The organism is Apilactobacillus xinyiensis (assembly GCF_019656235.1).
Classification (GTDB): Bacteria; Bacillota; Bacilli; order Lactobacillales; family Lactobacillaceae; genus Apilactobacillus; species Apilactobacillus xinyiensis.
In genome coordinates, this window is record NZ_BPLL01000001.1 from 46367 (window position 1) to 70332 (window position 23966).

Genomic DNA, 23966 nt, shown 5'->3' on the forward strand with positions numbered 1-23966 from the left:
ATTAAACTTTTTCAACATCCAAATTATCATGTTCATCAATAACGCTTAGATAAGCATTAATAGTATCTAAAGATGTGAACATATTAATATTATCTTCAACTGCTGCTTCTCTAATCATCTTATTTTCTTTAGCGTCTAAGTCTAAGTTGTTACATGTGTCAATTACCAGGTCTATCTGCTCAGCTCTTAAATATTCTAAAGGATCATTTAACAACTCTGACTTATTAATTAAGGTACTACTAATGCACTTCGAACTTAACAGCTCATAATTATTGTCATCAGCAATAATATTAAAGCCACAGTCATTTAGTTTATTAGCTAATGCTAAAGTTTCATTTTTATCATTTTCATCAATTGATAAGATTACATTTCCATGCTGAATAACTTTTAATCCTGAAGCTGCAAATGCTTTATAAAGAGCTTGCTTTAAATTATGTCCAGTTCCCATAACTTCTCCAGTAGACTTCATTTCAGGTCCTAATAAAGTATTCATATTATGGATTTTGTTAAAACTAAATACTGGAGCTTTAACATGTATCATTTTATCAGTTGGTAATACTCCATCTTGATAGCCTAAATCACTTAATTTATGGCCAAGCATTACCCTAGTAGCTAATTGTGCTAGTGGAGTCTTAGTAACTTTAGACATAAAAGGCACAGTTCTAGATGCTCGCGGATTAACTTCAATTACGTAAGCTGTATCGTCTTTAATAACAAATTGAATATTCATTAATCCAATAACTTTTAATTCTTTAGATAATTTAATTGACGATGACACAATTTGTTTTTTTACATTTTCACTCATCATTTGCGGTGGATAAATAGCCATAGAATCTCCAGAATGCACACCGGCTCTTTCTACATGTTCTAATATACCTGGAATGATAACTGTTTCACCATCTGAAACTACGTCAACTTCTGCTTCAGAACCTTCTAGATATGAGTCAATCAATACTGGATGGTCATTTGACACCTCAACTGCTTTATCCATGTATTCTTTTAATTCGTTATCGGATCTAACTATTTCCATCCCTCTACCACCTAATACATATGATGGTCTAATCAGTACTGGATATTTAATTCTATTAGCAATTTTCAAGGCATCTGGTGTATTAGTAGCTGTGCTTCCTAATGGTTGTGCTAACTCTAACTTCTTAATTACTTGATTAAATAAGTCTCGATCTTCAGATCTATTAATATCATTAACATCTGTTCCTAAAATTTTTATTCCATAATCAGCTAGTTTCTTAGCTAAGTTAATGGAAGTTTGTCCACCAAATTGCACTACTACTCCGACCGGTTTTTCCAAATCTATAATATTTAATATATCTTCAAGATTAAGTGGTTCGAAATATAATTTATCTGAAATGGAAAAGTCAGTCGAAACAGTTTCCGGATTGGAGTTAACTATGATAGATTCATAACCCATTTTTTGAATGGCTTGAACACTGTGCACTGTAGCATAGTCAAATTCCACACCTTGGCCTATTCTAATGGGGCCAGAGCCAATAACTAGTACTGATTTATTATCAGACACTTTTGATTCATTTTTATGTTCATAGGTGGAGTAATAATAAGGAGTTTTAGATTCAAATTCTGCAGCGGCAGTATCTACCATTTTATAAACTGGAGTTATCCCATTTTCAATCCTTAATTTTCTAATATCAGAAGTGTTCATTTCCCAGTAGTAAGCTACACTTTGGTCAGTAAAGCCATTCTTTTTAGCGGTTGTTAATAAATCTAAATTTAATGGATTAGCAGAAAGTTGCTGCGAAATTTCAAAAATGTGTAAAAATTTATCTAAGAAGAACACATTTATTTTAGTCTTATCAGCAAGTTCATCAATACTATGACCTCTACGAATCAATTCAAAGATTATAAACATTCGTTCGTCTGTAGCTGGAGTCAACATGTCAATTAATTGTTGATCTTGATAATCACGATAGTCAATATCTTCAATCCCATTAATGCCTATTTCTAAAGAACGCATTGCTTTTTGAATCGATTCTTCAAAATTTCTACCAATAGCCATAACTTCTCCTGTAGCTTTCATTTGAGTACCTAATGTATTGTCAGCTGTAGGGAATTTATCAAATGGCCATCTAGGTATTTTAGTAACTACATAATCCATTGTTGGTTCAAAATTAGCAAAAGTTGTTTGAGTTATTGGATTCTTAATTTCACTCAAAGATAATCCAACTGCTATTTTAGCGGCCATTTTAGCAATGGGATAGCCTGTGGCTTTTGAGGCCAATGCTGATGACCTAGAAACACGTGGATTAACTTCAATAATATAATATTGTAGGCTAGCTGGATCTAATGCCATTTGAACATTACATCCACCTTCAATCTTCAAAGCCCTTATAATTTTAAGTGCTGAGTCTCGCATCATTTGATATTCTCGATCTGATAATGTTTGAACAGGTGCAGTTACAATTGAATCTCCAGTATGTACACCTACTGGATCGACATTCTCCATTGAAGCTACAATTAAAGCATTATCATAATGATCACGCATTACTTCAAATTCGATTTCTTTATATCCAGCAATAGATTTTTCGACTAATACTTGGTTAACTGGTGATAAATCTAAACCATTCGTAACAATTTCTTCTAATTGATGGTCATTATATACAAATCCACCACCAGTTCCTCCTAGCGTATAGGCCGGTCTAATAACTAAAGGATAACCAATTTCTTTAGCAATCCTCTTTGCATCATTAAGATTATTAGCTATGTCTGATTCAGGGACTGGTTCATTTAGGCGATTCATCAGTTGCTTAAACTTATCTCGATCCTCAGCCTCTTCGATAGTATTTAAATTAGTTCCTAATAGCTCTAAATTATATTTTTTTAGAACTCCATTATCAGATAATTGTTTAGCCATATTTAAACCAGTTTGACCACCTAAAGTTGGTAAAATGGCATCTGGTCTTTCTTTTTCAATAACTTTAGTTACAAACTCCAGAGTTATAGGTTCAATATAAACTTCATCCGCAATTTCATCATCAGTCATAATGGTAGCAGGATTAGAATTAATCAAAACCACTTCATAGCCTTCTTCTTTTAAAGATAGACATGCTTGCGAACCAGAGTAATCAAATTCAGCAGCTTGGCCTATTATAATGGGACCAGAACCAATTACTAATATTTTATTTAAATCATTACGTTTAGGCATTTTGCAAACTCCTTTCATTTCTAATCATCATATTAATAAATCTATCAAACATGTATTCCGCATCGTGTGGTCCAGGACATGCATCAGGATGATATTGAACTGAAAAAGCGGGTCTATTTATTAATTTCAAACCTTCAACGGTCCCATCATTAATTTCTTTTTGCGTAATTTGTAGATTAGTTTGGGTAACTGAAATTGCATCCACCGCATAACCATGATTTTGTGAAGTAAAATTCGATTTATTGGTTTCAAAATCATTAACAGCATGATTAAATCCCCTATGACCATACTTCATTTTGTAAGTTTTAGCTCCATTAGCAAGCGCAAATAGTTGATGACCTAAACAAATCCCCATCAATGGATACTTGGCTTCTAATCGCTGAATTGTAGGAATTGCAACTGCATAATTTTCTGGATTTCCTGGTCCATTGGATAACAATATACCTGATGGTTTGATTGAAGTGATTTCTTCATAGCTAGCTTCATATGGGAATAAAACTACATGGATATTTCTTTTTTGCAAAGCTGCTATAATAGAATCTTTAATTCCAAAATTAATAACAGCTACTGTCTTACCCTTATTTTCATCCATCGATTTTCCATGATTATTATTACAGACGTAAGTATTATCTAATTCTTTATTAAATAATGAATTAACTTTTTTCCAGTCGAACTCCGATAAAATAGCTGCTTTCATAGAACCCTTATTACGAATAATTTCAGTAAGTTCTCTAGTATCAATACCGCTAATACCAGGTAAATTATTTTCGTCAGCATATTCTTGTAACGTCATATCAGCTCTTTTATTACCAATTCTACGAGCTAATTCATGGACGATGATAGCTTCAGCAGCAGGCTTATCGCTTTCGGAGTCTTCTAAATTAATACCATAGTTGCCAATTATAGGATACGTAAAGGTTACGATTTGGCCTTTATAACTGTTATCAGTGATGGTTTCTTGATAACCAGTCATCCCAGTATTAAACACAATCTCAGCATAAACATCTTTATGTGATCCAAAACTTTCACCAACAAATACATGTCCATCTTCTAAAACTAAGTATTTTTTCATAATAACTCCTCCTTAAATATGATAAGCAACATTACCGTTAGATATTGTAATTAAAGTTTTGCCAAAAACTTTTTCACCAATAAAAGGTGAATTTTTGCCTTTGGAAACAAATTGACTAGCATCAATTTGATAAGCATGATTTAAATCCATAACTGTTAAATTCGCTTTAGCACCAATCTCGATTTTGTTAATTGCTAGATCAAACGCCTTTAAAGGTTTATAAGACATCCAATCTAACAAAGTATTAAGACTTACCAAACCACTTTTAACAAACTTGGTGTACATTAAGCTAAAGGCTGTTTCTAAGCCAACAATTCCAAAAGATGCCGTCAACATACTACCAGTTTTTTCTTCTTGGCTATGTGGAGCGTGGTCAGTAGCAACCATGTCAATCGTGCCATCTAATAGTCCAGCAATTAAAGCAGCTCTATCCTTTGGACTTCTTAATGGTGGATTCATTTTCATCATTGGATTATCCATACTAATCATTGAATCGTCTAACAATAGATGATGAGGTGATACTTCCGCGGTTACATGGACCCCCATGCTTTTAGCAATTCTAACTAATGTAACTGATTCTGCCGTTGAAATATGTGCAACGTGATAATGAACCCCGGTTTTATAAGCTAGAACTAAATCTCTAGCTAACTGTGAAGATTCACTTAAACTATTCATACCCGGTAATCCTAATTTGTCTGCAGCTTTACCTGCATTCATAACCCCATTGTTTATTAAGGAATCGTCTTCAACATGCGCTACAATAGCTTTATTATGCTTTTTAGCTTCTAACATTGCTTTATACATAACCCCAGCAGTTTGTACTCCATGACCATCGTTAGTGAATGCAATTGCTCCAAGTTCAGCCATTGCGGCAATGTCAGTGTTATCTGATTTATCTAAATTACTAGATATAGATGCATATTGATATGTTTTAATACAACTATCAGTACTGTTTTTGGATAACATATTTTTTAATGCTTGCGGATTATCTACCACCGGTTTAACGTTGGGCATTGCAAAAACAGTTGTAAAACCACCACGTGCAGCTGCATAGCTTCCAGTTTTAATGGTTTCCTTATAGGTAAGACCTGAATCTCTAAAATGCACATGCACATCTACTAATCCTGGCATAACAGTATTACCTAAGGCATCAAAAATTTTATAATCATTAAATTCTGAATGTTTAGAATCAACTTCGTCTATCGATACTATTATGTCGTTTTCAATTGCAATATTAACCAGCTTGTGACCTAATTTAGCATTTTTCAATAAAATTTTATTCATAACTAATCTCCTCCGCTAATAAGTTCTTGTTGTCTAAGATGTTGGCTAAAATTGCCATTCTAGCAAAAACACCATTCTCCATTTGCTTAAATATTCTTGATTGAGAGGATTCAACTAACGATGAGTCAATTTCAACTCCACGATTAACCGGTGCAGGATGCATAATAATTGCACTTTGTTTCATCTTATTTGCTCGATCAAGACTTAAACCAAACTGTTCATGATACTCATTAGCTTTAAATTGATTAACTGAATCTGCATTTAATCTTTCTAGCTGTACCCGTAACAACATCGTAATGTCTAATTTATCAATAATATTATCAAAACTATCGTATGTACCGTAATCACTAAATTCTGCATCATACCATTCTTTAGGACCGCTAAAGTATAAGTTAGCTCCTAATTTATGCAAAATTTGAGCATCTGACTTAGCTACTCTAGAATGTGATAAATCACCAATAATTCCAACGTTTAAACCCTCAAACGTTCCGAACTCTTCATAAATTGTCATTAAATCTAGTAAACTTTGTGATGGATGTTGTCCAGCTCCGTCACCAGCATTTACAATCGATGCCTTAACATTGTTATCTTCAACAATTGATGAATACCATCCTGTAGTTTTATGACGAATTACTTCAATTGAAACACCTAAAGATTGTAATGTTTTAACAGTGTCTGATAATGACTCACCTTTTTTAACCGAACTAGTAGCTGTGTTTATGTCTACAACTTTCAATCCCAATTTACTTTCAGCCATGTAAAAAGATGTGTGAGTTCTAGTACTATTTTCAAAAAATAGATTTGCAACATAAACTGGTTGAATCAAATTAATTCGATAACCTTTTTTAAATTTTTCACCTAGTTTAATTAAATGGTTTAAATCTTCCATTGTTAAATCACTTAAGTTTAAAAAATTATTAGACAAATTAGACATTTATAAATCCTCCTAAATACAAAAGCCCTCAATGTAATTGAATACACGGAGGGCTTAAAAATTAATTTACCCTCTCTGGAGTATTCATTATTAATTGCAGTAATTTAATTAGAGATAAAAAAGGACTCTCTAGATTTATGTCCAGAGAGTCCTTTTGGTATAGTCTTTAGTCTTATTAATTTAGATGTTATATTTTAGTTTATATTACACAGAAATTATTAAGGCCTTTGCGACTCTCTGGTCAACATTAAAGGTTGCTTCTTTTGTTATTGATAATAATAACATGAATATATAAAAATGCAAATAAAAAAAGACATGCGTAATAGCATGTCTTAATTTTATTAATATTTATCCATGTACTGGTTAGTTTCCCATTCAGAAACTTGAGTACGATATGAATTATATTCAATATTTTTAGCAGTAATGAAACTATTAAATAATTTTGAACCCAATGCTTGTTCAAGTACTTTGTCAGTTGACAAGTCTTTAACAGCATTATGCAAATTATCTGGTAAATTGACGATGTCATTTTCTTTACGTTCTTCAGCATTCATTCTGTAAATATTTCTGTCAATACTCTTAGGAGCCTTAATTTTATTTCTAAGACCATCCATACCTGATTCCAATACAGCAGCAATTGCTAAGTATGGATTAGCAGTAGGATCAACGCTACGCAATTCTAATCTGGTAGCCAATCCTCTGGCATTAGGTACTCGAATTAAAGGTGAACGATTAGATCCAGACCAAGCAACATATACTGGAGCTTCATATCCTGGTACTAGTCGTTTGTATGAGTTTACTAATGGATCACAAATTGCTGTATAGCTTCTAGCATGTTTAATTAAACCACCCATAAAGTTATAAGCTACTTCTGATAATTGCAATTCACCATTTTCATCATAGAATGCGTCTCCATTTTCATGGAATAATGACATATTCAAATGCATTCCAGAACCATTAATACCACTTAATGGTTTAGGCATAAATGTTGCATATAATCCGTGTTTTCTAGCAATTGTTTTTACAACCAGTTTAAAAGTTTGAATATTATCAGCTGCATTTAAAGCATCTGCATATTTAAAATCAATTTCATGTTGGCCGGGAGCTACCTCATGATGGGCAGCTTCAACATCAAAGCCCATTTCTTCAAGTGTTAATACAATATCACGACGACAGTTACCACCTAAATCTAGCGGAGCCATATCAAAATAACTACCTTGATCATTCAAATTCAATGTTGGTTTTCCATTTGCGTCCATTTTGAATAAGAAGAATTCTGGTTCTGGTCCAATATTAAATGAAGTAAAACCAGCTTTTTTCATGTCATCCAAAACTCGAATCAAGTTGTTTCTAGGATCTCCTTCAAAAGGTGTACCATCGGTTTTGTAAACCCCACAAATAACTCGAGCAATCTTACCTCTTTCTGAACTCCATGGGAATATCATCCATGTTGATAAGTCTGGGCGTAAATACATATCACTTTCTTCAATTCTAACGAATCCTTCAATTGAAGAACCATCGAACATTAACTTATCATCTAATAAATCGTCTAATTGACTTATTGGAACTTCAACGTTTTTTAAAGTTCCTAAAACGTCAGTAAACATTAATCGAAGAAAACGAACATTTTCTTCTTTAACCATCTTTCGAATATCATCTTTTGAATAATCATGTTTTGTAGCCATTAAATTCGCCCCTAAATATTTTTTATTAGTTTGGATAGAACTAACGTATGATATTAAAAAGTACTATTATTTGAAGGATCATCGGGATTTAAGCCACTAACTTTAATAATTTCATCAGATAATAGCATTCTAGCTTCTTGATCTGATAAATTTTTAGATAATCTCTTCTGCTCTTCAACTTTTTTTGATGCTCTTTCAGCATAAATTTTTTTAATATCGGATATATTGAGACCATCTGATAAATAATCCTTTATTTCCAAAAGTTCATCAATATCATTTAAAGAATACATACGACGATTACCTTCGTTACGTTTAGGTATTACTAACTTTTGCTCTTCATAATATCTAATTTGTCTAGCCGTTAAATCAGTTAATTTCATAACCGTTCCAATGGGTAAGACAGATAATGAACGTCTTAAATCCTTTTCTTTCATAACTAATAGCCCCTTTAATATGTCTTATAATAACATTTTTTAATTTAAAGTCAACAAGTTCATGTAACTTTTTATAACATAAGACGTTAAATTTAACGTTGAATCCATTGCCCAACATCATTTTCAATACATTTAACATTGTCTTTATTTTTTACAATGTCATACCATGTAACATTCATCTTGTTTCTAAACCATGTAAGCTGTCTTTTAGCATAGTGTCTAGAATCTTTTTGAATATCATCTATAACATTATCTAAAGTTATCTTATTCCTAAAATATGGATAAAATTCACGATATCCGATACCTTTACCGGCAGGAACATTTGATCCGCCTTTTTTATATAACCATAAAGCCTCTTGTTCTAAACCATTTTGCATCATAACTAAGACTCTCTGATTTATACGATTGTATAGCAAATCTCGATCAGTATTCAGGCATACAGTAAAATAATCATAGTCATTATTATTTAAATCGTCACTTTGTTCAGAAAATTTTATACCGGTTTTGTCTAAAACCTCTAATGCTCTAATAACCCTACGTTCATTTTGCTCTGGAATTTTACGAGCTGATTCTGGATCCACTTTAAGTAGCTTTATCCAAAGTGCATGTTTTCCATTTTGTAACGCATAATGATGATAATCGTTTCTAATATTATCACCATTATAACTATCTCCACCAAATTGAAAATCACCTAATAGGGATTGTAAATAAAAACCTGTTCCCCCTACTACAATCGGTAGCTTATTTCGTTGTAACACTTCATCAATACATACCCTAGCATCGTGAACAAAATCAGAAACAGTATATCTTTCATCGATATCCCTAATATTTAACAAATGATGTGGTATACCTTGCATTTCATCTTTAGTTATTTTTGCAGTACCTACATCTAAATGTTTGTAAACTTGCATGGAATCGCCAGATATAATTTCGCCGTTAAACTTTTTAGCTAATTTTATTGAAAGTGAAGTTTTACCAACAGCCGTAGGTCCTGCAATTAGTAGTAATTTTTTCATAAATATTCCCCGCATAATTAATTTATATTAATAGTTTAGCATATGATAATTTCAAACGTTGGACTGGATAATTTATTGTAAATAAAGCATAATGTAATAGTAAATGATATTTAGGAGGTTTTTTTTATGAAGAAGTTTGGACAAGGATTTTTGATTGGTGCTTTGGCAACCGCAGGCGCTACTGTAGGTGCTTTGTTTTCTTTCAAAAAAACAGTCGTAGAACCAATTGAAAATCAAGAAGAAAAAATTGAAGAAAACAGAAAACGTGCCTTACGTAAGCAAAGATCATCTCACTTACAATAAAACTAAAAAAAGTGCTACTAATAAGTAGCACTTTTTTTAGTTTTACCATTCCAGTTTCTGTAACCATTTTTAAGAATACTAATATCGTTAAAACCATTCTTATGTAGAAAAATGGCTGTTCTCGTACTAATGTTACTACCTTGGTCATACAAATAAACCGGTAAATCTTTTCTTATATTAGAGTAAAAAGTTTTCATTGTAGAATATGGTAGGTTTCTAGCTCCTAATATATGTCCTGCATTAAAATCATTTTTCTCTCTCAAATCTATAATTTGAGCTCTACGACTACCTTGCTTAAATTCTTCCTCAGTAATAAATCTAGCAAATTGCTTTACTCGCATTCTATTAAAAATAGTCCAACAAATCCAAAGGATAATGATAATCAAAATTAAAATAATAGGAATCATTTAAATCATTTCTCCTTCTTTTTTTATCAGAAATTATTTGTTATTTTGTAATACTAAAGCTCCGGCACCCATAACTCCAGCATCATTACCTAATTGAGCTAAACGAATCTTAGTAGAATCTCTAACTGGTCTAAATGCATTTTCTTGGAAATATTTAGTTGTTGGTTGTAATAAGGTATTTCCTGCATTGGAAACTCCTCCACCAATAATAATGTTTCCTGGATTTAAAGTATTACCAACATTAGATAATGCTAAACCTAAGAAATAACAAACACGGTCTACAACTTGGTTAGCAAAAATATCACCATTATCAGCAAGATAAAATACAATCTTAGAAGTTATTTCTTCGCCTGAATCAATAATTTCTTTTAATCTAGATTTACCAGTAAATTCTGAAGATAGATGTTTAGCTACATTAACAACTCCTGTAGCTGAAGCGTATTGTTCTAAACAACCTCTTTTACCACAAGTACACATAAAACCACCTGGTTCAACAGTAATGTGACCAATTTCACCAGCACCACCGTTAATACCGTGTACTAATTGTCCATCAGTGATTACTCCACCACCGACACCAGTTCCTAATGTAACAAATACTACATCAGAATCTTTACTACCGGCACCTTTCCAATATTCACCTAATGAAGCAACGTTTGCATCATTGTCAATAAAGAAAGGAATTCCTAGAGCCTTTTCAATTTGATCTTTAATATGTTGAGTAGTCTTCCAGTTTAAATTGTAAGCACCAATAACTGTACCTGCATCTCTGTTAACGGAACCAGGAGTTCCCATTCCAATACCAATAAAATCATCAATAACATGGTTTGAATTTTCCATGTTTTTATTAATTGATTTGATAATATTAGGAACAATATTGCTACCGTTACCGCTTACATCTGTTGGTATAGCCCATTTTTCAAGAACTTCACCCTTTTCAGTTAAAAATGCAAGTTTGGTGGTAGTTCCTCCTAAATCAATTCCAATTAACTTCTTTACCATGATCAAATTCCTCCTAAGTGACTTTTATTATTAGCCTTGTTCTCTTCAATTTTATGTTCATGATTCAGTACTAGTTTTGATTGAATAAATTGCTTTTTAGATATGAGATCAGCATCATGCAAATGATCTATTTCTAAAGCCATAACTTCAATATCCCATAGTCTTTTACCAACATAAACATATGTTCCAAATTTTTTCAATAACTGTTGAACATCATACAACGTTTTCATTGTCCCACATCCTAAAGAAAAATGCACTAAATAATTTTAATAACTTGATGAAAAACCTATTTTAAGCATTGATACACTAATTATTAAAACCATAATAAATGCAACAACTCTCTTCATTTTACTAATGTTTGGATTATTAGGCAAGCTAAAAACATAAGCATATAAGAAACCACCGATAAGGCCACCAATATGACCATAAATATCTACATTAGGCATCATTAAATCAATTCCTATATTTAAAATAATCAAGAAAGAAAAACTTCTAGCCAGGCTTCTTATAAAAATATTGTTATGAAAGTTTTCACCTAACATTAAATAAACACCAAAAAGTCCAAAAAGTGAAGTACTTGCTCCAGCACTAATTGAGTTACTGCTAAAAGCAAAGCTTACCATATTCCCCATTATTCCAGAAAGTAAGAAGATACATAAGAATCTGGTATGTCCAAAAAAGCTTTCTAATTGCACTCCAATGAAGTAAAGAGTAATTCCATTAAAAAGGATGTGTGTAAAATCCCAATGCAAAAATATTGCTGTTAATAATCGCCAATACTGTCCACTAGCTACTAACTCATGAACATTAGCACCGTAATTAACCATTCCATAAAGATTATCATTTCCAGACATTAGCATATAAAGATATATGATAATCATAATACCTAATAGTCCTTCACTTATAAAAGGTCTATTTTTGATATGATTTATATATTTTTTCAAAATATCTCCAATCTATCTAATAAATAATTTTGTTAATTTGTTGATCAAAATCGTCAACCACCCATTCAGGTGTTTCTAATAACTGATGCTTAGTTGCTAAAGAAATTGTATATCCATTATAATCGCTTAAAAAGCGATCATAGTATCCACCGCCAAATCCTAAACGATAATGATTTAATTTATCAAAGCAAAGACCTGGAATAATCATTAAATCAATTTCATCTTTTAAAACCATCTGACTATTAATAGGCTCCAAAATACCAAATTTACTTTTAACTAACTTAGTATTTTCATTATAAATATAAAAAAACATTTTACGATTAGGAAAAGTCTTAGGAATAACTACTTTTTTCCCCATTTTCCAACATTCGTGAATAATCGGAAGAGTATTAATTTCTATTTTAGAATTTAAAGTAACCGCAATTGTAGAAGCAAAGTTAAATTCTTTTGATTCAAATAATTTTTTATATAATGATGAACAATCTTTTTTAGATATGTCAAGAACGTTGAGTTTATCCAAAAATGTTTTTCTAAACTGCTTTTTATCCATAATCGTTCACCAACTTTTGAGTAATAAAAAAGGGTTTGGGTAAAAACCCAAAACCTTATTTTGTTTCACGATGCAATGTAACTTTTCTTTCACGTGGGCAGTACTTATTTAATTCTAAACGGTCGGGGTTGTTACGACGACTCTTAGTAGATAAGTAATTACGTTCATGACATTCAGTACATTCTAAAGTAATGTGTACTCGCATATGTTCTACACCTCCAAATTACATTTTTTAATTTAATAGATATAAACAACTGTCAACTTTTAATATGTTATCATTTTTTTGTTAATTTTACCAGTATTATTACAAACATTGTTAAGGAAATTTACTTAACACCTTTTTATCATTTAAAATCTTCACTAGATTGAACATACTTCCAGTAAGCTTGATAAATTTGTTTAGCTAAAACAATATTATTACTTTCAGAGTCTACTGGTAAGTTTGGAATTGCAACCGCAACTACTACTTGAGGATTATTAGAAGGTGCATATGAAGCTAACGTCAAGTTTACAGTTTCTTTTCCATTATAGAAAGATTGTGCAGTACCAGTTTTAGCAGAAATTTCTGGTTTAATTTCATTCAATTGCATCCCTGTTCTAAATTGATTAGTTCCATGAACAACATTGTATAATCCTTTTTTAACAACTGCTAACTCTGAAGGTTTAATATCAATTTTGTTTAAAACATTAGGTGTAACGGAATATTTTACCGGACCCATTTTGCCATCTTTGTTAGTTCCTCTAATATTTTGAACTATATGTGGTTGTATGCGATAACCACCATTTGCAATGGTTGACATATATTGAGCTACTTGCATCATAGTGTAAGAATCGTAGTTACCAAAAGACATATCTAGCGCTTTACCTAAATTATTAATTCCACTTGGGCCTTTAAAACCAGTTGTTTCACCAGGTAAATCAATTCCTGTTTTTACACCTAAACCAAACTGATTGAAGTAGCCTCGTAAAGTACCAAATATTGAGGGACTCATACTAGTTAGTGGACCACCTGGTTTATATCCTCCCTCTTTCATTGCTAATTGCATCATGTAAGAGTTAGATGATATTTCTAAGGCAGTTGAAGCATCAACAGCTACATTATTAGATCCACCATGATTAAACCATGATGATTTGCCAAAAATTGGTTTATCTACTAATACTGAATTAGTAGGTGTAATAACTTTATCCATCAAGGCTCCTGAAACAGTCGCTCCCTTTACTACAGACCCCATAACAATTCCGCTATTGATAGTTCCTAATGCATTAGGTGTTTCTTTACCAGTTGAAGGATTTCGGTCAACCCCGGCTAAACCAATAACAGCCCCAGTATTAGGATTCATAACTACAGCATAAGCTCCTGTTGAATAACCAGTTCCGCGATCAGCATTTGCAACTAATTCTTGCAATTTCTTTTGGAATTGACTATTAATAGTTAACTGTAAGTTGTCACCCTTTTGTCCACCATACTTTTTAATCATATTAGTCATAGATGAGTTTTCACTACTGATTTTTACTTGTGTTTGAGATTTAGATCCTCGTAATACTGGTTCATATTTAGCTTCTAAATAACTTTGACCAACACTATCGTTTCTTGAATAACCTTGTGCAAGTAGTGAATTAATTTTATCAGATGGTAAACCAGCTTTTTCAGAAGATACCGTTCCTATAATACTTTGAATAGATGATCCATTAGGATAATCCCTAGTCCAGCTATCACCAACTTGAACTCCTGGCATTTCAGATAAATGCTCACCTACTTCTGCTAATTCTCTACTAGTAACACCTGTACTTTTAATGTAAGTGGTAGATAATTGATAAGCACCACTCATTTTTTGAAAAATAGCTGCTGCATTCTTCTCACGCTTATTAAACTTAATATCTTTATCGTTTTTAACATACTCTAGTTCTTTTTGATATTGATCATCTGGAGTAGCATTTTTAGCAAAAGTTAACTTACTGGATACTGCTTTTAAATTCACTGGATTTGCTAGATAATACTCAGCTTTTTGTCCAGCTGTTAAAGCAATATCGTCTAGACTTATATACTTACTCAAATTATTTGCAATATTATATAATTCAGAACTAGTAACATTTAAGGCCTTAGTATATTGGATAGCTTGGTGTGACTTATTTCCAACCAAAACTCTACCAGCTGAATCGTAAATCATCCCTCTTTGAACATTACCTAATTTAGTGGCATTATCTGAACGATTGACTTCAGCTTTATATTTATTTCCATTGATTATTTGTAAAACAGCTAGCTGTGCAACCAACACGGCAAACAAAATTCCAACTATTATAAATATAAAGTTTAATCTAAAAGGGATTCGTGATTTATTACTACCACCATCACTATTAAAAACTTTTTTTAAAAAATTATTCAATTCAATGAGTCTCCTTAGTATCTTGTATTAATATTTATATTGTATGTATTAGACATCAAATTGTACAATAAATATAGCATACAAAAACATTTTATGAGGTGAAATTGTGTTTAAATTTTCGCAAAAAAACTTAAGAAAATTAACATCGATTTTTTTAAGTTTTTTAATACCAATATTAATTATGACATCTTACTTTGCATACCGCAATATGTTTCCATTTGGAAACAGCAGTTTGTTAACTGTAGATTTAGGGCAACAATATGTCGACTTTTTTAAATATTATCAAAATGAATTTGGCAACTGGCAGCAAATGATGTACTCATTCTCAAACGGATATGGTAACTCAATGCTGGGAACCTGGACTTATTATTTAATGAGCCCTCTAAACCTTATATTGTTATTGTTTAAATCGCAAAATTTAAATCTCGCTATTTTTATAATTACAATATTAAAGTATGGTCTTTCAGGAGCTAGTTTTGCATATTTAATAAATAAAGATAATGAAATTACCATTAGCAAAATATATATTCCTATATTTTCATCGATTTACGCTCTTAACGGTTGGATAATTGCCAATCAGTTAAATATAATGTGGCTAGATGGGATGATTTTTCTACCTTTAATAGTATTAGGAATAAATAAAATTATTGAACATAAAAGCTGTAAAACATACATTATTTCACTTTCAATAATGATAATGATTAATTATTATATAGCTTATATGCTATGCATTTTTTCTGCATTGTACTTTGGATATAAGATTATATTGGAGCCTAAAGATATAAATGTAAAAAATAAATTTAAAACAATCAAAAATTTTATAATAAGTTCTATTACAGCTGTAGCTATAGCTGCATGGACATTAATACCTACAATTGCAGAACTAGCAAATAGCAAAGGCAGTCATACCGTAAATGATGTTAAATGGCATTTTGAGTACTTCCCACTAAATATGATTGGCAAATTTTTCAATGGTGCTTTTGATTTTAGTCAAATGCCTAGCGGTACACCTAATGTTTTTGTTGGATGCATTGTTTGCATATTGTTCATATCATATTTTTTCAATAACAAAATAAAGCTAAAAAATCGCATTCTTAATGCCCTGTTAACTTTATTTTTAATTATATCAATGTGCTTTGAACCATTAGACTTGTTATGGCATGCTATGCAATTTCCTATTTGGTACCCATACAGATTTTCATTCATATTTTGTTTTTGGATGATATATACATCATTAATCAATTGGTCCAATATTTCAAATAAATTTTCAATTAAATTATTTATAAAAACCGCATTAATTATATTAGTAGCATTGATTTATGTCGGATTAAACATTAATAATTTCAAATATTTATCACTTAATAAGTATACTACTTCACTATTACTAGTTGGAATAACATTAATATTATTTGTTAAATTTCAAAAAGATAAAAAAATATTTAAATTTTTATTCATACTAATTGCCATTTCAGATATGTCAATAAACGTTTTTAACTCCTTAAATTCAATCTCATATGTATCAAATACAGACTACATTAAATATAATAATTATGTAAATGAAAATATAAATGAGTTAAAAAAATATAATTCCGGATTTTATCGTATAGCTAAAACATTTTTTAGAACTAAAGATGACCCCCTTGAATTAAATTACTATGGCGGATCAACATTCAATTCTATGCTATCTCCAGAAACACAAGCTTTTGCTAATAATATGGGAATGCCCAATACTTCTGGATCAATAGAATATTCAAATGGAACCATCGTTAGTGATGAAATTTTAGGATATCGATATGTAATTGATGATCCATATAATAATTTAAATATGGCGCAAAAAATAGGTAGAAGATATGACATAAATATTTATAATAAAGAATACTCATATAAATTACAAAATCTTTATAATCCGTATGCATTATCTTTAATATTTAGCACTAAAGCAAATCATGTCATTGAAAATAATTCAAATAGTAACCCAATTTTATATCAAAATAAAATGTTTAATATGGTCACTGGGAAAAATACAAATATATTCAAAAAACTTAATTTTCAAGATGTAAAATTCGATAATATACAATCAAATAGTAATATTAGTAATGCTATTTTAAATAAGAAGAATCTTTTAAAACCAGCTAAAATAAGAATATATTATACCTTACCCAATAATTCGGTTAACTACCTAAACTTTAGTCAAAATATGAATCAAAAAAATTGTTCAGTTAGTATAAATAATCAAAATGTTGTTTTGCCTAATTATTTACAAAATAATTTAATTGTAAGTATGCCAAAACAAAAGAATGGATATATAGATATAAACTTAAAAAACTCTAATAATTTATTCTTACAAGATTTTAGTATATATAGTATCAACATCAATAATTTTAAACGCAAAGTTCAAAACATCAAAAAATACGAAGCATATGATTTAAATATTAAAAACAATATTATTAAAGCTAAAATAAACAATGCAGAAAATAAGAACTTATTTACAACTATTCCATATGATAAAAATTGGAATTTATTCATTGATGGACATAAAACTAAAATCAAAAAATGGAATAATTATTTTATAGCAGCTACTGTCAATAAAGGACATCATTATGTTGAACTTAAATATATAAACCATAATATTTATATAGGCATTATGGTTACGATGGGTAGTTCACTAGCAACATTAATTTACTATTGTATAATAAAAAAGCGATTGAAATAATTTCAATCGCTTTTTTATTTATCTATTTTATTTCTATAATTTTAACTTTCATATCACCAGCAGGGATTTCAATAGTTACTTCTTCATTTAGTTTGTGACCTAAAAGACCCTTAGCAATTGGTGAATCATTAGAAATTTTACCAGACATTGGATCTGCTTCAGCAGCACCAACAATTTGATATTCTTCAGGTTCTTCATCAGGTAATTCCTTAAAAGTAACCTTTTTACCTACACTAACTACATCACTTTCAACATTTGCATTATCAACAACTTCTGCATATTGAAGCATATGTTCAATTGTAGCAATTCTACTTTCTAACATACTTTGTTCATTTTTAGCAGATTCATATTCAGAATTTTCTGATAAATCACCATAACTTCTAGCGATTTTAATTCTTTCAATTATTTTAGGACGTTGGTTTAAACGTAAGTCCTCTAGTTCATGCTCTAGCTTAATTTTACCATCCATTGTCATTGGATATGTTTTTTCATCAGCCATATACAAAACACCTCAAATTTTTATATTAAATTGTTGTATCAATATTATTAGCAATACGATTATTACCATGTTTTAGTAAAATGGATTGAATCTTAGTAGTTAATAAATCAATAGCAACTTGATTTTTTCCACCTTCAGGAACGATTATGTCAGCATAACGTTTAGTTGGTTCAATAAATTGATGATACATAGGTCTAACTGTTTCTAAATATTGTTGAATAACAGAATCTAGAGTTTTACCTCGTTCTTTTGTGTCACGTTGAATTCTTCTTAAAATTCTAATGTCATCATCAGTATCTACGAAAACTTTAATGTCCATTAAATCACGTAATCTTTGGTCATCAAGAATCAAAATTCCTTCAACAATAATGACATCCCTAGGTTCTTGAAGAACAGTTTCTTTACTACGATTTAATTTTTTGTAATCGTATACTGGTTTTTCAATAGATTCATAGTTAAGTAATTTATTTAAATGATCTAATAATAAATCAGAATCAAAAGCCAATGGATGATCGTAGTTAGTTTCAGCTCTTTCTTCCATGGTTTTATTTGATTGGTCTTTGTAGTAAGAATCTTGTTGTAAAATCATCAATGAATGACCCAACAATTGATTAAAAATAGCTCTACTAACCGTAGTTTTCCCACTACCAGAACCACCTGTAACTCCAATAACTACCGGACGCTTATTCTTATTCAACATAACTAATTTACCCTCTCTGTAGTAACTTTATCTTATAATAATAATTTTTTCAATAATTAATTATTTAATTCTTCATAATAGTATACCTTGCCATTACTAGAATTCGCAACATAATATAAGTACATTTTATCTTGATAGTCTGGATTTATTGTCGCTTTAATAGATGCAATACTTGGATTATTAAAAGGACCGGGTCCAAAACCTGTGTGCTTATATAAATTATAAGGAGATTTAACTTTTAAATCTTTATTAGTTAATTTTAGATGATTCTTGTTTAAAATATAAAAAATAGAAGTACTAGCTCTTAGAGGCATATTCATTTTAATCTTATTAAACAACACACCCGCAATTTTACGCTTATCACTATATGAAAAGTCTTCTTTTTCGATTATAGACGCAATTGTTAAAACTTTTCTAACCGTTAGTTTATTCTCACTTATTTTTTTGTAATAAGGATTTAATTCATAATTAGTTTTAGAAACCATTTGTTCAACAATACTTTTAAGTGAAATGTTATCAGAAGCATTGTAAGTAGCTGGATATAAGAAACCTTCTAATGGGTATTTTACATCTTTGCTTCTATTAACAGATTTAAGCAATTTAGGATATTTTTTAACTAAATAATCTATAAAATTTTTGTCTTTCATAAGATTTATAAAATCTTTAGCAGAGTATTTGCTACCCTTGTCAACTGCTAAAGCAATTTGATCAACAGAAGCCCCTTCACGAACTAGCACTCGACCATAACTACCTTCTAACGGTTGTGCAGAACCACCTTTTTGCAAACTATCGGCTATTTTTTTTAAACTCATTGACGGAGATAAACGATAATATCCTGCTCCAAACTTAGATAAATTATGTGAGTTTACATAGTAGTCAAAAACCATTCCACTTTTGACAATCCCATTGTCCTGCAAAATAGAACCAATTTTTTTATCTGAAGCACCCATTGGAATCTTTATTTGTTTAAAAGATTTATCACTAGAATTAAGAGGTTTCAAAGAAGTCTTAAGATAATTATGAAAAACTAAAAAAATACACAATCCTAAAACGAGTAGAATTCCAACTATTGATAAAAATATTTTTCTACCAATATTGTTGTTCTTTTGGGAATGATTTGAATCAGTATTCAAAGTAACTTCCTCCATCCAATTCTATCTAATTTCTGCATCAAATTCTTTAACTAGATTTCGTTCTACTTTATCGAAAGCTTTATTTACTTCATCATCAGTTAAAGTATCTTTTTTATTTTGATATGTCAAACTATATGCCATTGATTTTTTACCGTCAGGAACATTCTTACCATTATAAACATCAAATAAATTAACGTCAGTTAGATAAGCTCCACCACGTTTAACAATAACATTCATAATTTGTTGGTTAGTAACGTTTTCATCTACTAACATAGCAATATCTCTTGAAATGGAAGGATATTTAGAAACTAAGTCATATTGTTGTTCTTGCTTAGGTAAATCAATAAGTGTTTCTAAATTCAAATCAAATACATATGTTTCTTTAATATGAAATTTTTTAGCAGTTCTTGGATGAACCTGTCCAATAAAACCAACATAATGTCCATGTACTAAAACATCTGCAGTTCTACCCGGATGCATTTCAGGATATCTATCGGTTGCTACATATTCAATCGATCCATTTAGTTGAAGGCTCTTTAAATAGCTGTCTAAAATACCCTTAACGTCATAAAAATCAACATTTTTAGGAGCATTATTCCATCTCTTATTATCTAAAGTACCAGAAATAGCTGCTGCTATATGTTCAACTTCATTAGGACGAACTTGATCTGCGCTATCTTTATAAAAAACTCTACCTTGTTCATACAATGCAACATCTTTAACGTTACGTGCTTGATTATAAGCTACATCGTCCAACAATCCAGTTACTAAGTTCATTCTTAAAACTGAATGGTCAGTACTCATTGGAAAACTTAAATCAGTTTCATAAGTATCTTGCATCAAAAACATGTTAGCTTTTTGAGGAGTTGTTAGTGAATATGAAATGGCATGGGTTAAACCTAATGCTTGTAATTCATTTCTACTATTTCTAATTAATTGTTGCTTAGGGCTTAACATTCCAATAGTAGTTTTACCACTTGGTAAAGTACTTGGTAAGTTATCGTATCCATAAATACGTGCAACTTCTTCAATTAAATCAGAGTCTATATGAATATCACCTCTACGAGTTGGTACATCTACATCTAATTCATTGCCATTTGCTTTAACTCCAAAGCCTAATCTTTCAAAAATATCAATAACTTGTTTTAGTTCAAGGTTAGTTCCCAAAACATGGTTAATTCTTTCTAATGAAATATTTACATTGGTATTTTTTTCGCGATGATCTACCGCTGTTAAGATATCTTCGCAAACATCCCCATTAGCTAAGTCATTAATCATAAAACTAGCTTCTTCTAGAACATTATCCAAGTTATTAACGTCTACGCCTCTTTCAAATCTTTGAGATGCTTCGGTATGAATAACATGTTTACGGGCCATTTTACGAACTTTTATAGGATCAAAAACTGCACATTCTAAAACAACATTCTTAGTTTCACTGGTAATAGAAGTGTTTAATCCACCTATAACTCCAGCCATTGCAATAGGTTGTTTGTCATCAGCAATGACTAAATCTGTATCATTTAAAGATACTTCATCTTCATCTAAAGTTATTATTTTTTCGTCAGATTTAGCATTTCTAACAGTAATGTTATTACCATTAATTTTATCCAAATCATAAGCATGCATTGGCTGACCCAATTTAATCATAATATAGTTAGTAATATCTACAACATTGTTAATTGGTTTAATTCCAGCATTCCAAAGTCTAATTTGTAACCATAAAGGACTAGGCTTTACAGTTACATTATTAATAACTCTGTTTTTATAGCTTTTAACTGCATCGATATTAGCAGCATTAGAAAATTGCTTTTCAGATGATGTATCAGAATAATTGTTTAATTTGTTGTAAGTTAAATCTACAGGTTTATTATAGATAGCCGACAAATCACGTAAAGTACCATACATACTCAACATATCACCACGATTAGGGGTTACATCTAAGTCTATTAGTTCATCATTCATACCAATATAATCGTAAACATCATCACCTAATTTGGCATCATCTGGTAAAAAGTAAATTCCATCAGCCCATTCTTTAGGAACAACATCTTTTGGAAAACCGATTTCATCCAGTGCACAAAGCATTCCAAATGAAGGCACTCCACGCATTTTAGATTTTTTAATTTTTACATTATCAGCGATTCTAGATCCTGGTAATGCAACAATTACTTTTTTATTAACAGCTACATTAGGTGCACCACAAACAATTTGTAATGGCTCATCTTCACCAACATCTATTTGGCAAATGTGCAAATGATCTGAGTCTGGATGATCTTCTAATGACAATATTTGACCAACCACAATTTTCTTTAAGCCAGCACTGGGTTTAACTACTGAATCTACCTCAACTGAGGAACGTTCAATTTTTTCAGCTAATTCATCAGCTGAAACATCTAAATCAATATATTCTTTTAGCCATTTATAAGAAACTTGCATTTAATATCTCTCCTTATTAGTTAAATTGTGATAAGAATCTTACATCATTCAAATAAAAATCACGGATATCATCAACACCATATTTAAGCATTGCAAAACGATCAGGTCCTAAACCAAAAGCAAATCCACCGTATTCTTTAGAATCTACTCCAGCCATTTCTAAAACATTAGGATGAACCATTCCAGCACCTAGTACTTCAATCCAACCGGTATGTTTACATACATCACAACCCTTACCATTACATTTAAAGCAAGTAATATCAGCTTCTACGGATGGTTCAGTAAATGGGAAATAACTTGGTCTTAATCTAACGTCAAATTTATCACCAAACAATTGATGTGTTAAAAATTCCAAAGTTCCCTTTAAATCACCCATTGTAATATTTTTATCTATAACAATTCCTTCAACCTGATGGAATTGGTGAGAATGAGTAGGATCATCTGTATCGCGTCGATAAACAACTCCTGGAGAAATCATTTTTAATGGTCCTTTAGAAAAATCGTGTTTTTCCAAGGTTCTAGCTTGCATTGGTGAAGTTTGAGTACGCATCAAAATTTCTTTAGTAATATAAAAAGTATCTTGCATATCACGAGCTGGATGGTCTTTAGGTAAGTTCATCATTTCAAAATTATATTTATCTTCTTCAACTTCAGGGCCACTCAAAACTTCATATCCCATTCCCATAAACATATCACAAATCTGGTCAATGATAGCTTGTATAACATGTGGATGACCTATTTTAGTTGCAGAGCCTGGTAAAGTAACATCTATTTTTTCAGCACTCAATTTAGCATTTAAAGCTTCATTTTCTAAAACTTTTTGTTTTTTAGAAAGTGCAGTTTGAATTTCATCCCTTACTTTATTAGCATATTGACCAACTAAAGGTTTTTCTTCATTAGGAAGATCCTTAATTCCTCTTAAAACTTTAGTTATTGCACCCTTTTTACCTAACAAATTAACTTTAATATCGTTAGTGATTTCTTTAAGATCAGTAGAATTATTAATTTTTTCTAGACCTTTTTCAAGGACCGATTGTAGTTCATCTTGTAAAGACATTTTATTTCCTCCTTAAATTCAACAAAAAAAGCTCCGCCCCAAAAAGGGACGAAGCATCGCGGTACCACCCTAGTTTATACATAGTATTGTATACAACTTAAAGTTCTGTAACGGTGAACGACCGAAATGTTTTTCGCAAAAGCTCCCAACATTAGCTCGGAAAATGAATTCAGCTATATTGTATCCACTCTCATCTAAATGTGAATTTTCTGTAATGAATAGCTTACTAATTTTTCGT

The 23966-nt window shown here is 30.8% G+C and carries 21 protein-coding genes and 1 other annotated feature (1 of these 22 cut by a window edge); of the genes, 2 read left to right on the plus strand and 19 right to left on the minus strand.

What is annotated here, in order from left to right:
• Position 1 precedes the first annotated feature (1 nt).
• The 7 genes from carB to miaA form a co-directional block, all read right to left on the minus strand.
• Complete coding sequence (carB, locus tag K5Q11_RS00255) at positions 2-3178, minus strand: carbamoyl-phosphate synthase large subunit (RefSeq protein WP_220750809.1); 3177 nt, start codon at positions 3176-3178, stop codon at positions 2-4.
• Positions 3171-4253, minus strand: a complete 1083-nt coding sequence (locus K5Q11_RS00260; RefSeq protein ID WP_220728109.1) for a carbamoyl phosphate synthase small subunit — start codon at positions 4251-4253, stop codon at positions 3171-3173. Before K5Q11_RS00260 ends, carB begins: the two co-directional genes overlap by 8 nt.
• A 9-nt stretch (positions 4254-4262) precedes the next feature.
• Positions 4263-5534 carry a dihydroorotase gene (locus K5Q11_RS00265; RefSeq protein WP_220750810.1) on the minus strand — a complete coding sequence of 424 codons (1272 nt, stop codon included), beginning with the start codon at positions 5532-5534 and terminating at the stop codon, positions 4263-4265.
• Positions 5527-6468, minus strand: coding sequence for an aspartate carbamoyltransferase catalytic subunit (locus K5Q11_RS00270; RefSeq protein ID WP_220750811.1), 942 nt, complete (start codon positions 6466-6468; stop codon positions 5527-5529). The genes K5Q11_RS00265 and K5Q11_RS00270 overlap by 8 nt, the downstream gene beginning before the upstream one ends.
• A gap of 341 nt (positions 6469-6809) precedes the next feature.
• On the minus strand, positions 6810-8153 hold the full coding sequence (gene glnA / locus K5Q11_RS00275; protein WP_220728036.1) for a type I glutamate--ammonia ligase: 1344 nt from the start codon (positions 8151-8153) through the stop codon (positions 6810-6812).
• Between the two features lie 53 nt (positions 8154-8206).
• The gene (locus K5Q11_RS00280) at positions 8207-8587 is read right to left on the minus strand and encodes a MerR family transcriptional regulator (protein ID WP_220750812.1); all 381 of its coding nucleotides are present in this window, start codon (positions 8585-8587) and stop codon (positions 8207-8209) included.
• 92 nt (positions 8588-8679) lie between these two features.
• Positions 8680-9603: a tRNA (adenosine(37)-N6)-dimethylallyltransferase MiaA gene (gene miaA, locus K5Q11_RS00285; protein ID WP_220750813.1), complete on the minus strand. Its 924-nt coding sequence runs from the start codon at positions 9601-9603 to the stop codon at positions 8680-8682.
• A 126-nt stretch (positions 9604-9729) separates the two neighbouring features.
• Here miaA and K5Q11_RS00290 point away from each other — a divergent pair, with 126 nt between their 5' ends.
• Complete coding sequence (locus tag K5Q11_RS00290; RefSeq protein WP_220728039.1) at positions 9730-9906, plus strand: DUF3042 family protein; 177 nt, start codon at positions 9730-9732, stop codon at positions 9904-9906.
• A gap of 17 nt (positions 9907-9923) precedes the next feature.
• Here the strand turns inward: K5Q11_RS00290 and K5Q11_RS00295 are convergent, their stop codons facing one another.
• The 7 genes from K5Q11_RS00295 to K5Q11_RS00325 form a co-directional block, all read right to left on the minus strand.
• Positions 9924-10313, minus strand: a complete 390-nt coding sequence (locus K5Q11_RS00295; RefSeq protein WP_220750814.1) for a rhodanese-like domain-containing protein — start codon at positions 10311-10313, stop codon at positions 9924-9926.
• 33 nt (positions 10314-10346) lie between these two features.
• Positions 10347-11312 (minus strand): ROK family glucokinase, encoded by a 966-nt coding sequence (locus tag K5Q11_RS00300; protein ID WP_220728041.1) that lies wholly within the window; start codon positions 11310-11312, stop codon positions 10347-10349.
• 2 nt (positions 11313-11314) lie between these two features.
• Positions 11315-11542: a YqgQ family protein gene (locus tag K5Q11_RS00305; protein WP_220750815.1), complete on the minus strand. Its 228-nt coding sequence runs from the start codon at positions 11540-11542 to the stop codon at positions 11315-11317.
• Between the two features lie 36 nt (positions 11543-11578).
• The gene (locus K5Q11_RS00310; RefSeq protein WP_251067885.1) at positions 11579-12256 is read right to left on the minus strand and encodes a rhomboid family intramembrane serine protease; all 678 of its coding nucleotides are present in this window, start codon (positions 12254-12256) and stop codon (positions 11579-11581) included.
• A gap of 16 nt (positions 12257-12272) precedes the next feature.
• A complete protein-coding gene (locus K5Q11_RS00315) occupies positions 12273-12806 on the minus strand; it encodes a 5-formyltetrahydrofolate cyclo-ligase (protein WP_220750816.1) in 534 nt (177 codons plus the stop codon).
• 55 nt (positions 12807-12861) lie between these two features.
• Positions 12862-13011, minus strand: a complete 150-nt coding sequence (gene rpmG / locus K5Q11_RS00320) for a 50S ribosomal protein L33 (RefSeq protein WP_054657162.1) — start codon at positions 13009-13011, stop codon at positions 12862-12864.
• A 139-nt stretch (positions 13012-13150) separates the two neighbouring features.
• A complete protein-coding gene (locus K5Q11_RS00325) occupies positions 13151-15190 on the minus strand; it encodes a peptidoglycan D,D-transpeptidase FtsI family protein (protein ID WP_220750817.1) in 2040 nt (679 codons plus the stop codon).
• Between the two features lie 106 nt (positions 15191-15296).
• Between K5Q11_RS00325 and K5Q11_RS00330 the strand changes: the two genes are divergently transcribed.
• Entirely contained in the window at positions 15297-17903 is a 2607-nt protein-coding gene (locus K5Q11_RS00330; RefSeq protein WP_220750818.1) for a YfhO family protein, read from the plus strand.
• Between the two features lie 22 nt (positions 17904-17925).
• Here the strand turns inward: K5Q11_RS00330 and greA are convergent, their stop codons facing one another.
• The 5 genes from greA to pheS are packed head-to-tail and all read right to left on the minus strand — an operon-like array spanning position 17926 to position 23728.
• Positions 17926-18402, minus strand: a complete 477-nt coding sequence (gene greA, locus K5Q11_RS00335; protein ID WP_220728045.1) for a transcription elongation factor GreA — start codon at positions 18400-18402, stop codon at positions 17926-17928.
• A gap of 25 nt (positions 18403-18427) precedes the next feature.
• A complete protein-coding gene (udk, locus tag K5Q11_RS00340) occupies positions 18428-19102 on the minus strand; it encodes a uridine kinase (RefSeq protein WP_220728046.1) in 675 nt (224 codons plus the stop codon).
• Positions 19103-19158: 56 nt separating this feature from the next.
• Entirely contained in the window at positions 19159-20235 is a 1077-nt protein-coding gene (gene mltG, locus K5Q11_RS00345; RefSeq protein WP_248702203.1) for an endolytic transglycosylase MltG, read from the minus strand.
• Positions 20236-20256: 21 nt separating this feature from the next.
• Positions 20257-22671, minus strand: a complete 2415-nt coding sequence (gene pheT, locus K5Q11_RS00350) for a phenylalanine--tRNA ligase subunit beta (protein ID WP_220750820.1) — start codon at positions 22669-22671, stop codon at positions 20257-20259.
• 16 nt (positions 22672-22687) lie between these two features.
• Complete coding sequence (pheS, locus tag K5Q11_RS00355) at positions 22688-23728, minus strand: phenylalanine--tRNA ligase subunit alpha (RefSeq protein ID WP_220750821.1); 1041 nt, start codon at positions 23726-23728, stop codon at positions 22688-22690.
• Between the two features lie 41 nt (positions 23729-23769).
• Positions 23770-23966, minus strand: a binding site (T-box leader); it runs 12 nt beyond the window's last position.